Origin of the sequence: Mycobacterium sp. GA-2829 (assembly GCF_001499965.1) — a bacterium.
Taxonomy (GTDB): domain Bacteria; phylum Actinomycetota; class Actinomycetes; order Mycobacteriales; family Mycobacteriaceae; genus Mycobacterium.
This window is the reverse complement of record NZ_LQIT01000065.1, coordinates 1-11,846: the sequence shown is the minus strand read 5'-3', so window position 1 is coordinate 11,846 and position 11,846 is coordinate 1. Positions and strand designations below refer to the sequence as shown.

Below are 11,846 nucleotides of genomic sequence, written 5' to 3'. Positions count from 1 at the left end.
CCCGCGTCGCCCTCGGTGATCCCCCCCCCCCCCCCCCCCCCCAAAAAAACCACCAACATCGCACCGAAGGGTCCGGCGCTCGGCTACGTCCCCGCCACCGTCGAGCAGCCGTTCGCGCAGAACATCAACGCGGTGCTGATCAGCCCTCCCCAGGCGCCGGTCGTCGACGTCGCGCCGCTGCCCAACGCCGTACTGGCCCCCGGCGTCCCGCCTCGCATCATCACCCGCCCGCAGTGGGGAGCCGATGAGTCGATGCGGTGCGGAGATCCCCGCTACGACAGCGCCGTTCGCGCCGGGGTGGTGCACCACACCGCGGGCAGCAACGACTACGCGCCGCAGGATTCGGCCGGGATGGTGCGGTCGATCTACGAGTACCACACCCGCACGCTGGGCTGGTGCGACCTCGGCTACAACGCGCTGGTCGACAAGTACGGGCAGGTCTTCGAAGGACGCGCCGGCGGCATGGACCGCCCGGTCGAGGGTTCGCACACCGGCGGTTTCAACACCGACACCTGGGGTGTGGCGATGATGGGCAACTTCGAGGTCGAACCGCCCAGCCCGATCCAGTTGCGCACCACCGGAAGGCTTTTGGGCTGGCGGCTGGGCATCGACCACGTCGACCCGATGGGCACCGCGGTGCTGACGTCGGCGGGCGGGTCGTTCACCCACTTCCCCGCGGGTTCCACCCCCACGCTGCCGAGCATCTTCACTCACCGCGACGTCGGCAACACCGAATGCCCGGGTAACGCCGCCTACGCCGCGATGGGCGACCTGCGCGCGATCGCCGCCCGGTTCAACGCCCCGCCCGGACCGGAGGACCTCGCCGAAACCCTGCGTGGCGGAGCCATTTTCGACCGATGGATGAAGATGGGCGGGATGAACAGCGCACTCGGCGCACCCACCACACCGGAGGCCGCCGGTGAGGCCACCGCCCGCTACGTGCGGTTCGAACGCGGCGCGATGTACTGGTCACCCGAAAGCGGCGCGGCCCCGGTGATGGGCGCCATCTACGACGCCTGGGGCTCACTCGGTTTCGAGCGCGGCGCACTCGGACTGCCCACCAGCGGCGAGATCCACGAACCGCTGTGGATCAAACAGAACTTCCAGCACGGCACGCTGAACTTCGACCGCGAGAAGGGCACCGTCACCCGCGTGATCGACGGTGTGCCGATGGAGGTGCCGCCGCCGTCGGCGGACACCCCGCCGGTTCAGCTGGAGCGCTTCACCGCCCCGATCAATCCCTGAGGACGACGATCAAGCGGCGAGGCACGAGCCGCGCTGAGGAGTCCGACCCATCAATCCCTGAACCACCAGCGCTCGAGCACCCGCGCCACCCCGTCGTCGGAGTTGCGTGCGGTGACCTCGTCGGCGGCCGACACCGCCTCCGGATGCGCGTTGCCCATCGCCACGCCGTGACCGGCCCAGCGCAGCATCGGCACGTCGTTGGGCATGTCCCCGAACGTCACCACGTCCTCGGCGAGCAGACCGAGCGGTCCCGCCAGCTCCTGGATGCCGCTGGCCTTGCTGATGCCCGCAGGCATCACCTCGATCAGACCGTTGTTCGTCGAGTACGTGATGTCACCCTCGACCGAGATGTGCTTGACCAGTTCGGCCGCCATGTCGGCGCTGCGCGCACCCGATTTGCGGATCAGCAGTTTGACCGCGGGCGCGCTGAGCAGATCCTCCAGCGACACCTCGGTGTTGTCGGGGTTGAGCCAGGCGTGTTCGTAGCCAGGTGAGCTGACGAACTGCGGGGTCGCCGCATCGTGGGCCGACGTGCCCACCCGCTCGACCGCCAGACCGGCACCGGGGATCACCCGGGTGGCGATGTCGGCGAGTTCGCGCAGCGCATCGGTCGACAGCGTGCGCGCCGACACGATGCGATCGGTGGCCGGGTCGTAGATCACCGCGCCGTTGGCGCACACCGCCATCGGGGCCAGGCCGAGCCCGTCGACCACCGGCGCCACCCAGCGCGGCGGGCGTCCGGTGGCCAGCACGAAGCGCACCCCGGAGTCGACGGCGGCGTGCACGGCCGCCCGCGTGCGCGGCGACACCTTCTCGTCGTCGTCGAGCAGGGTGCCGTCCACATCGGTGGCGATCATCGCCGGGAGGGTCATCTGGGCCGTCCGCCTTCCGCCCGCTTGCGGGCCCGTTCCGCCAGTTCCGCCTCCTCGAGACGTCTGGCCTCCTCGATGGTCGGCGCGCTGCCGCCGAGGCGGCGCGGCACCCAGTACTCGCCCGCCGGTGCGGGGTAGTCGGCCTGGGCGCGTGCCAGCAGCGCCTCCATCGACGTCCGCAGGGACGCGGTCAGCTCCGTCGCCGGACCGACCGGCGCGATCGGTGCGCCGACCTCGACCGTGACCGGGAACTTCCTGCGGCCCAACGCCCGTGGATGGTCCTTGGTCCACAGCCGGTGCGCACCCCAGACGATCAGCGGCACGATCGGCACGTCGGCCTCGAGCGCCATCCGCACCGCGCCGGTCTTGAACTCCTTGAGTTCGAAGCTGCGGCTGATCGTCGCCTCCGGGTACACCCCGACGATCTCGCCCGCGCGCAGCGACTGGACGGCGACCGCGTAGGCACCCGCACCCGCGCGCCGGTCGACCGGGATGGTGCCGGTGTGGCGGATCAGGTAGCCGACCACCTTCACCTGCTCCATCTCCGACTTGATCATGAAGCGCATGCGCCTGCCGCGGCGCTTGGCCGCCAGGGCGGCGGGCAGGAAGTCGACGTATCCGGTGTGGTTGATGGCCACCACCGCACCGCCGCGCGCCGGAATGTGGTCCAGACCGCGGTAGGTGATCCGCGTCCCGGTGGCCCGGGTCAGGGTCTCTGCGGCGACCTCCAACGTGCGAAAGACCGGCTCCATAGGCGCTACTCCGGCACCCCGTCGGTCTTCGACCGCTCGGCGCGCCGGGCGGCCTTCTCCGCCGCCTCCTCCATGTCCATCCGGTTGGCCTCCGCCAGCGTCGGCGCCCCTCCGCCGAGCCGGTGCGGAACCCAGAACTCCCCTTCGGGGTGCGGTCCGTAGGCGTCCTGGACGCGTTCGAGCAGGTGTTGCATCCGGTGATGCAGCAGCGCCGACAACTCGGGTGCGGGCAGGGTGGGTTCGATCGGTTCGCCGACGGCGATCGAGATCGGCACCTTCGGCCGCGCCAGCTTCTTCGGATGCCCCTTGGTCCAGATGCGCTGGGCGCCCCACACGATGTGCGGAACGATCGGCACCTGTGCGGCGATCGCCATCCGCGCCGCCCCCGACTTGAACTCCTTGATCTCGAAGCTGCGGCTGATGGTGGCCTCGGGATACACCCCGACCAGCTCCCCGGCGCGCAACGCCTGCACGGCCGCCTCGAACGAGGCGGCGCCGCTGTCCCGGTCGACCTCGATGTGGCGCAGACTGCGCATGATCGGACCGGTGATCTTGTGGTCGAACACCTCTTTCTTCGCCATGAACCGCACCTTGCGGCCCAGGCCCTGCCGATAGGCGGGCAGTCCGGCGAAGGTGAAGTCGAAATAGCTGGTGTGGTTGATCGCGACCACCGCACCGCCGGTCTTCGGCAGGTTCTCGACACCGGTGACGGTGAACTTCAGCCCCTGCAGGCGCCATGTCAGTCGCGCGATCTGAATGACAGTTCCGTATACCGGTTCCACACGGCCAGCGTAGTGCGCCGCACCGCGCCCGGAGGCGCAGCTGGGCACCACCGTCTCGGCGGGCGGCCCGCACTCGTGGCGCCCCTTAGACTTGGGCGACGACGTCATGCGCGCGCCCGCGCGTGCAGGAAGGAAAATGTGCAGGTCACCAGCGTCGGACACGCCGGCTTCCGGATCGACACCAAGGCGGGGAGCATCCTGTGCGACCCGTGGGTCAACCCGGCCTATTTCGCCTCGTGGGTCCCGTTCCCGGACAACACCCAACTCGACTGGGACGCCCTCGGCGACGTCGACTACCTCTACGTCTCCCACCTGCACAAGGACCACTTCGACCCGAAGAACCTGAGCGAACACGTCAACAAGGACGCGGTGGTGCTGCTGCCGGACTATCCGGTGCCGGATCTGCGCCGCGAGCTGGAGAAGCTCGGCTTCCACCGGTTCTTCGAGACGACGAACTCGGTCAAGCACCGCGTCAGCGGCCCCAAGGGCGATCTGGACGTGATGATCATCGCGCTGCGGGCGCCGGCCGACGGCCCGATCGGGGACTCCGGCCTGGTGGTCGACGACGGCGAGACCGTCGCGTTCAACATGAACGACGCCCGCCCCGTTGATCTGGAGGTCCTGGACGCCGAATTCGGCCGGGTCGACGTGCACATGCTGCAGTACTCGGGCGCGATCTGGTATCCGATGGTCTACGACATGCCCGCCCGCGCCAAGGAGGCCTTCGGCACCCAGAAGCGGCAGCGCCAGATGGACCGGTGCCGCCAGTACATCGCCCAGGTCGGGGCGACGTGGGTGATCCCGTCGGCGGGGCCGCCGTGCTTCCTGGACCCCGAGCTGCGCGACCTCAACGACGACCACGGTGATCCCGCGAACATCTTCCCCGACCAGATGGTGTTCCTCGATCAGATGCGCAGGCACGGCCACGACGGCGGGCTGCTGATGATCCCGGGCTCGACGGCCGATTTCGCGGGCACCGAGTTGCGGGCGCTGACCCACCCCCTGCCCACCGACGAGGTGGAGGCGATCTTCACCACCGGCAAGGCGGACTACATCGAGGCGTTCGCCCAGCGGATGGCGCCCGTGCTGGCGGCGGAGAAGGCCACCTGGGCTCCCGCGCACGGTGATTCGCTGCTGGAACCGTTGCGAGAGAAGTTCGAGCCGATCATGGTGCAGAGCGACCAGATCTGCGACGGCATCGGCTATCCGGTGGAGTTGCGCATCGGACCCGAGACCATCGTCGTCGACTTCCCGAAACGGGCTGTGCGCGAAGCGATTCCGGACGAGAAGTTCCGCTACGGCTTCGAGATCCCGCCCGAGTTGGTGCGCACGGTGCTGCGTGATGACGAACCGGACTGGGTCAACACGATCTTCCTGTCCACCCGGTTCCGTGCGTGGCGGGTCGGCGGCTACAACGAGTACCTGTACACGTTCTTCAAATGCCTCACCGACGAGCGCGTCGCCTACGCCGACGGGTGGTTCGCCGAAGCGCACGACGACTCGGCGTCGATCGCGATGGGCGGGTACGAGTTCCAGCGGCGCTGCCCGCACCTGAAGGCCGACCTGTCGAAGTTCGGTGTGGTCGAGGGCACCACGTTGACCTGCAACCTGCACGGCTGGCAATGGAATCTGGAGAACGGACGATGCCTGACGACAAAGGGCCACGAATTGCGGACTGGACCGGCGTGACACCTCCGCGCCAGTACTACGACGACGGGCTGATCCAGCTCGACAAGCACGCGATCACGTTGCGGCGCTACCACTTCCCGTCGGGTACCTCGAAAGTCATTCCGCTGCACCAGGTCCGCGGCTACACCGCCGAACCGCTCGGATCGTTCGTGCACCGCTTCCGCATGTGGGGCAGTTCGGACCTGAAGCGCTGGCTGCCGCTGGACATGCGGCGGCCGTTGAGGTCGACGCTCATCACCCTCGACGTGGCCGAGGGCCGGTGGCGGCCGGCGTTCACCCCGGTCGACCCGGACCGGTTCAGGTCGATGCTCGACGAACTGCTCGGTCGCTAGTCCGGCGCACCAACTGGCGGGCCACCGTGACCACCGATTGATGGTGCCGGTCCGACAACTGGGTGAGCATGCCGAACGCCGCCGACGAGTCGATGCCGAAGCGTTCCATCAGCAGACCTTTGGCCTGACCGACCAGATCGCGGTTGGCCAGCGTGTGGTGCAGTTCGCGCTCGCGGTGCGCGGTCTCGCTGAGCATCGCGGCGTTACACGCGAAAACCTCGGCCAGCGCCCGGTATTCGCCCGAGAAGGCGTCGGGAACGTCGGCGCACAGGGTCAGCGCGGCACACTTGTGCGAAGCCCGCAGCAGCGGGAACGACGCCAAAGCCCGGACCGGCGTGGAGGCGGCGTTGGCCACGAAGGTGGCGCAGCGGTCGTCGGTGGCCAGGTCGGCGACGATCTGCGGCTGTTGTGCGCGCACCGCCTGGATCCCGGGCCCCTGCAGATAACACTTCTCGACGTCGGCGAGGCGTTCGGCGACGCGGTCGGTGGCCGCCCGCGGCTGCACGCCCCCATGCTCGTCGACGACGGTGATGAAGGCATGCTCGACCGGACTGAGCAGGGTGACGGCCGCGGCGGTGAGCTTGCCCCACACCCCCGCCGGATCGGTGGGGATCGCCGCGCACAGGTCTCGGCAGAACGCGGCGATGCGCAGCGCCGTGTCGGATGACACCGGGGTGGGGGTCTGGTCCGCCATGTCGATTACTTCCGAGCCCGTGCGGCCACCGCCTTCAACCCCCGTGCGATCAGCGCCCCGGTGGCCACCCACGGGCCGGCGATGAGGATCGGGTCTATCCAGGTGTGGCTGCGGTCAACGCGTTTGGTGTTGGTGCGGGCGGCGAGGCCCGCCTTGGAGTTCCTGTGGGTGAACTCGGCCTTGACGCCGGTCTCGGTGAACGGGTTGTCCGGGCGCAGGGTCGCGAACGACTGCAGGTGGTGCTCGACGGCGTCCACCCGGTCGGCGAGGATCAGCAGCAACCAGTGCGCGGCCTTCGTCTCGCTGTGGGTCGCATAGGCGTACTTGCGGATCCGCCCCGACAGCAGCCGCGGCGGGGCCGACGTGCCGAACACCGGGGTGAGCATCGCATGTTCGATCGAGCGTTCGCGCGGCCACTTCTCGGGCTGTCGCTCCGGAAAGTCCCAGTGCGCACCGGTCTCGAGGCGCTGCAGTTTGGGCACCGCAGGCCGGTCGGCCGGATCGAGATCAGCACCCCAGCCGGGGATGCGGGCGCCCAGTTCCTCGGACGACGGGACGGGCGGATGGTCTGCGGTGTAGGTCATGGCTGGGTCCTCACGCGGCGCTGGGCACGATGATCGGCTTGATGCAGTGGTCGAGTTTGGCGGAGAAGATGTGATAGCCCTCCGCGATGTGTTCGAGCGGAATGCGGTGCGTGACAATCTCACTCGGCTTGAGGTAGCCGTTCTCGATGTGGCAGAACAACCGCGGCCACTGCCGTTTGACGGGGCACTGGTTCATCCGCAGAGTCAGCCCCTTGTTCATCGCGTCGCCGAACTTGACCGAACTGAAGATCGGTCCGTAGGCGCCCATCACCGAGACGGTGCCGCCCTTGCGCACCGAGTCGATCGCCCAGTTCAGCGCGATGGGTGAACCGCCCTGCATCTTGAACTTCGCGGCGGTGACGTGCTGGAGGAAGTTGCCGTCGGCCTCGGCGCCCACCGCGTCGATGACCACGTCGGCGCCGAGGTATCCGGTGGCCTTCTTCATCTCCACAACGATGTCGTCGTACTCGGCGAAGTTGAACGTCTCGGCGTGGGCGAACGTGCGCGCCTTCTCGAGCCGGTACTCGAGGTGGTCGATCACGATGACCCGGCCCGCACCCATCAGCCACGCCGACTGCGCGGCGAACAGGCCGACCGGCCCCGCACCGAACACAACGACGACGTCGCCCTCGACGATGTCACCGAGTTGGGCGCCGAAGTATCCGGTGGCCAGCGCGTCGGTACACATCAGTGCGTCCTCGTCGGAGATGGTGTCGGGGATCAGGGCGGGCCCGACGTCGGCGAACGGCACCCGGACGAATTCGGCCTGTCCGCCGTCATATCCGCCGCAGGTGTGGGAGTACCCGTAGATGCCGCCGACCGCGGTCGCGTTGGGATTCACGTTGTGGCAGTTGGAGTACAGCCCGCGGGCGCAGAAGTAGCAGGACCCGCAGTACACGTTGAACGGCACCATCACCCGGTCGCCGGGTTTGAGGTTCTGCACCGACGACCCGACCTCGTGCACCACGCCGATGAACTCGTGGCCGAACGTCATGCCGACCCGGGTGTCGGGCATCATGCCGTGATACAGGTGCAGATCGGAGCCGCAGATCGCGGCGAGCTCCACCCGCACGATCGCATCGTTGGGATGCTCGATGACGGGTGGCGGTTTCTCTTCCACCCGAATCTTGTAGGGACCCCGGTAGACCATGGCACGCATGTCCGTGCCCATACCCGGCCGGGCGGCGGCGAAACGAGCGGTTATCCGGTGACGACTGTCTGTCGCAACTCCGAGGCCTCCCCGGACTCGGTGTCGTACACCCGCACGATCGCCTCGTCACCGGGCTGCAGGTACGTCGACTCGCCGAGTTCGGTGTAGCGGGTGGCGCCGATCCCGATCAGCACGTTGGCCGGATGCCCCGCGGCGACCATCAGCGCGCCGACGTCCTCGAGCGGGGTGTCGGCCGAACCCTTCTGGTTGGCCAGCCGTTCGACCACCCAGTCCAGCAGCACCTCGCCGTAGTAGGAGTAGCCGAGCAGCGGGCTGTCGACGCCGTAGGCGTGTTCGGTGCCCGCGTGATCGCGCAGGAAACACTCCAGGCGCAGCGTGGCGGTGGGCCCGTCGGGAGTCAGATCGCTGATGTCGAAGAATTGCGGCGCCACGCCCTTCGACGATGCGCCCCAGTTCTTCTTGTGGCTGATCTTGGCGGCGCCCGCCCGGCGGATCGAGCAGTCGTTGAACGCGCCGAGCGCGAACGGTTCGAGCGTGACGACGGTGTCGCCGTCCCACACCACCCGGCAGGCGAGCCCCACCTCGGGTTCGATCTGCAGGTTCAGCGGTTCGGCGCTGTCGGGCAACACGATCCGGTCGTGTGAGAGCGGGAAGTCGCCGAGGAAGCCGTCCAGGCCGGGCCCGTACCACGGGAAGATGCCCTTCGGCGCTTGCGCCTCGGAAGTGACGTTGACGAAATCCACTGCCTCCCCGGCTTGTTCGAGGTGACCGGCGAAGTTGCCCGCCACCCCGAAACCGAACCAGGAGCGCAGATCGTCGAGCTGCAGATCGATCACGGCGCCAGCACCTCCGTCCCGACGAACGGCACCAGCGCGGCGGGTACCCGCACGCTGCCGTCGGGCTGTTGATGGTTCTCCAGGATCGCGACCAGCCACCGCGTGGTGGCCAGCGTGCCGTTGAGGGTCGCGGCGGTCTGCGGTTTGCCGTTCTCGTCGCGGTAGCGGGTCGACAGTCGCCGGGCCTGGAACGTCGTGCAGTTCGACGTCGAGGTGAGCTCGCGGTAGGTCTGCTGCGTCGGCACCCACGCCTCGCAGTCGTACTTGCGCGCCGCCGACGAGCCGAGATCGCCTGCGGCGACGTCGATCACCCGGTACGGCACCTCGATCAGCGCGAGCATCTCGCGCTGCCAGCCGAGCAGGCGCTGGTGTTCGGCCTCGGCGTCCTCGGGTTTGCAGTAGATGAAGCCCTCGACCTTGTCGAACTGGTGCACGCGGATGATGCCGCGGGTGTCCTTGCCGTAGCTGCCCGCCTCCCTGCGGAAGCACGACGACCACCCGGCGTAGCGCCGCGGACCCGCGGACAGGTCGAGGATCTCGTCGGCGTGGTAGCCGGCCAGCGGCACCTCCGAGGTGCCGACCAGGTACATGTCGTCGGCCTCCAGCCGGTACACCTCGTCGGCGTGGGCGCCGAGGAATCCGGTGCCCGCCATCACCTCCGGCCGCACCAACACCGGCGGGATCATCAGGCTGAACCCGTTGTCGGTGGCCAACCGCACCGCGAGCTGCATCAGTCCCAGCTGCAGTAGCGCCCCGCGGCCGGTCAGGAAGTAGAAGCGGGATCCGGCCACCTTGGCGCCGCGCTCCATGTCGATCAGCCCGAGCGCCTCGCCGAGTTCGAGGTGGTCCCTGGGGTTCTCGAGCGCGGGCGGCTCGCCCACCACGTCGAGCACCTCGAAGCAGTCCTCCCCGCCCGCGGGCACCCCGTCGATGACGACGTTGGAGATCTTCATGTGCGCGGCGGTGAACGCGTTGGCAGCCTCGGCCTGGGCCGCCTCGGCCGCCTTGACCTGATCGGCGAGTTCTTTCGCCTGCGCCAGCAGCGCGGGCCGGTCCTCCGGGGAGGCCTTGCCGACCTTCTTACTGGCCGCCTTCTGTTCGGCGCGCAGGTTGTCGGCCGCCGACACCGCGGCGCGGCGGGCCGTATCGGCTTCCAGCAGGGCGTCGACGAGTGCGGGATCCTCGCCGCGCGCCCGCTGGGAGGCGCGTACGGCGTCGGGGTTCTCGCGCAGCAATTTGAGGTCGATCACGGCCGCAACCCTACTTTTGTCCGGCCGCCCCGAACATCTCGAGGTAATGGTCCTGCCCGAACACCCGGGCGGCCTCGACGGCGTTGGGCGCCCCGGCGTGCGGATCGGCGCCCGCATCGAGCAGGGCGCGCACCACGTCGTCCTCGGCCTTGAACACCGCCCCGGCGAGCGGGGTCTGGCCGTGGTCGTTGGGGCGGTCGACGTCGGCGCCGCGCGCGGTGAGCACCCGGACGGTGTCGGCGTGGCCGTGGTAGGCGGCGAGCATGACCAGCGTGTCGCCCCTGGCGTTGGTCAGGTCGACGGGCACGCCGGCATCGAGGTAGGCGGCCAGCGTCTCGGCATCGCCGGTGCGCGCCATGTCGAACAGCCGGCCCGCGAGTTCGGCGACATCGGCGGGGACGGCCTGCTCAGCGGCGTCCTCGGGCTGGGTCATAGCCCGAATCTACGCGCCCGGCACAACCACATAACTTTACAACCGCATCACTTGTCACAGCCCCTGACACGCCTGTCACAATGGAGCGGATGTTGGAGGCACCAGAACGCGACCGCCCAGGGGACGAGGCACGCGACAAGGCGCCGTGGTGGCACAGCCTGCAGGCCACGTCGACGCGGCGCGCCCTGCTGTTGACCGCGCTCGGCGGACTGCTCATCGCCGGGCTCGTCACCGCGCTGCCCCAGAGCGAGGGCGCGGGCGGCGCCGGGCTGAGCGCCAGCGCGATCTCGCTGGGCCCGCGCGGGAACGCCACCTTCGACCACGCCAAGAGCGGCGACTGCCTGAACTGGCCGGAACGCAATCCCGACGGCGCCCAGATCGTCGACTGCAAAGACGAGCACCGCTTCGAGGTCGCCGAGTCGGTCGACATGCGCACGTTCCCGGGCAGCGAGTACGGCCCCGACGCCGAACCGCCGTCACCCGCGCGCATCCAGCAGATCAGCCAGGAGCAGTGCCAGGCCGCGGTGCGCCGCTACCTCGGCCCGCGCTTCGACCCCAACAGCCGGTTCACGATCAGCATGCTCTGGTCCGGCGACAAGGCCTGGCGCCAGGCCGGTGAACGCCGCATGCTGTGCGGTCTGCAGCTGCCGGGCGCCAACAACCAGCAGCTGGCGTTCAAGGGCAAGGTCGCCGAGATCGACCAGTCCAAGGTGTGGCCCGCGGGCACGTGCCTGGGCATCGACCCCGCCACCAACCAGCCGACCGACATCCCGGTCGACTGCGCGGCCCCGCACGCGATGGAGGTGACCGGCGCGGTCGACCTCGGCCAGAAGTTCCCCGGCGGGCTGCCGCCCGAGCCCGAGCAGGACGGCTTCATCAAGGAGACCTGCACCCGGCTGACCGACGAGTACCTGGCGCCGATCGAACTCCGCAGCACCACGCTGACGTTGATCTACAGCACGGTCTCGCTGCCGAGCTGGGCGGCGGGCAGCCACAAGGTGTCGTGCAGCATCGGCGCGACGCTGGGCAACGGCGGCTGGTCCACGCTGCTCAACAGCGCCAAGGGGCCGCTGCAGATCAACGGGCAGCCCCCGGTCCCGCCGCCGGACATCCCCGAGGAGCGGCTGAACCTGCCCCCGATCCCCATCCCCGCCTCCGACTCGTCGTCGTCGTCGCAGAGCGAACCGGACTACAGCCAGAGCGAGC

At 69.1% G+C, this 11,846-nt stretch carries 13 protein-coding genes; 4 read left to right on the top strand and 9 right to left on the bottom strand.

Translation table 11 applies throughout. The annotated features are described in order from the left end of the window. The coding region (locus tag AU194_RS27540) for an N-acetylmuramoyl-L-alanine amidase (protein ID WP_059092450.1) at nt 1–1,245 on the top strand (1,245 nt) is incomplete at its 5' end. Nucleotides 1,246–1,295: 50 nt separating this feature from the next. On the opposite strand, the gene AU194_RS27535 is transcribed toward AU194_RS27540, so the two are convergent. Genes AU194_RS27535 through AU194_RS27525 form a run of 3 tightly spaced genes read right to left on the bottom strand, consistent with a single transcriptional unit; the run spans nt 1,296 to nt 3,651 of the window. Next, nucleotides 1,296–2,117 carry a Cof-type HAD-IIB family hydrolase gene (locus AU194_RS27535; protein ID WP_059092448.1) on the bottom strand — a complete coding sequence of 274 codons (822 nt, stop codon included), beginning with the start codon at nt 2,115–2,117 and terminating at the stop codon, nt 1,296–1,298. Then, nucleotides 2,114–2,869: a 1-acyl-sn-glycerol-3-phosphate acyltransferase gene (locus AU194_RS27530; protein WP_059092447.1), complete on the bottom strand. Its 756-nt coding sequence runs from the start codon at nt 2,867–2,869 to the stop codon at nt 2,114–2,116. The genes AU194_RS27535 and AU194_RS27530 overlap by 4 nt, the downstream gene beginning before the upstream one ends. 5 nt (nt 2,870–2,874) lie before the next feature. Next, nucleotides 2,875–3,651 carry a 1-acyl-sn-glycerol-3-phosphate acyltransferase gene (locus AU194_RS27525; RefSeq protein ID WP_059092446.1) on the bottom strand — a complete coding sequence of 259 codons (777 nt, stop codon included), beginning with the start codon at nt 3,649–3,651 and terminating at the stop codon, nt 2,875–2,877. A gap of 138 nt (nt 3,652–3,789) precedes the next feature. On the opposite strand from AU194_RS27525, the gene AU194_RS27520 reads away from it, so the two are divergent. Further along, on the top strand, nt 3,790–5,340 hold the full coding sequence (locus tag AU194_RS27520) for an MBL fold metallo-hydrolase (RefSeq protein ID WP_059092445.1): 1,551 nt from the start codon (nt 3,790–3,792) through the stop codon (nt 5,338–5,340). Next, on the top strand, nt 5,337–5,672 hold the full coding sequence (locus AU194_RS27515) for a hypothetical protein (RefSeq protein WP_059092444.1): 336 nt from the start codon (nt 5,337–5,339) through the stop codon (nt 5,670–5,672). Before AU194_RS27520 ends, AU194_RS27515 begins: the two co-directional genes overlap by 4 nt. On the opposite strand, the gene AU194_RS27510 is transcribed toward AU194_RS27515, so the two are convergent. Genes AU194_RS27510 through AU194_RS27485 form a run of 6 tightly spaced genes read right to left on the bottom strand, consistent with a single transcriptional unit; the run spans nt 5,638 to nt 10,640 of the window. Next, a complete protein-coding gene (locus AU194_RS27510) occupies nt 5,638–6,366 on the bottom strand; it encodes a GAF and ANTAR domain-containing protein (protein ID WP_059092443.1) in 729 nt (242 codons plus the stop codon). The two genes, AU194_RS27515 and AU194_RS27510, sit on opposite strands and share 35 nt — an antisense overlap. A 5-nt stretch (nt 6,367–6,371) precedes the next feature. Next, nucleotides 6,372–6,950 carry a hypothetical protein gene (locus tag AU194_RS27505; protein WP_059092442.1) on the bottom strand — a complete coding sequence of 193 codons (579 nt, stop codon included), beginning with the start codon at nt 6,948–6,950 and terminating at the stop codon, nt 6,372–6,374. Between the two features lie 10 nt (nt 6,951–6,960). Continuing rightward, nucleotides 6,961–8,109, bottom strand: a complete 1,149-nt coding sequence (locus AU194_RS27500) for a zinc-dependent alcohol dehydrogenase (protein WP_059092449.1) — start codon at nt 8,107–8,109, stop codon at nt 6,961–6,963. Between the two features lie 41 nt (nt 8,110–8,150). Further along, complete coding sequence (locus tag AU194_RS27495; RefSeq protein WP_059092441.1) at nt 8,151–8,957, bottom strand: DUF5718 family protein; 807 nt, start codon at nt 8,955–8,957, stop codon at nt 8,151–8,153. Then, on the bottom strand, nt 8,954–10,207 hold the full coding sequence (serS, locus tag AU194_RS27490) for a serine--tRNA ligase (protein ID WP_059092440.1): 1,254 nt from the start codon (nt 10,205–10,207) through the stop codon (nt 8,954–8,956). The genes AU194_RS27495 and serS overlap by 4 nt, the downstream gene beginning before the upstream one ends. Nucleotides 10,208–10,217: 10 nt before the next feature. After that, complete coding sequence (locus tag AU194_RS27485; RefSeq protein ID WP_059092439.1) at nt 10,218–10,640, bottom strand: ankyrin repeat domain-containing protein; 423 nt, start codon at nt 10,638–10,640, stop codon at nt 10,218–10,220. Between the two features lie 80 nt (nt 10,641–10,720). Here AU194_RS27485 and AU194_RS27480 point away from each other — a divergent pair. Further along, the coding region (locus AU194_RS27480) for a septum formation family protein (RefSeq protein WP_059092438.1) at nt 10,721–11,846 on the top strand (1,126 nt) is incomplete at its 3' end.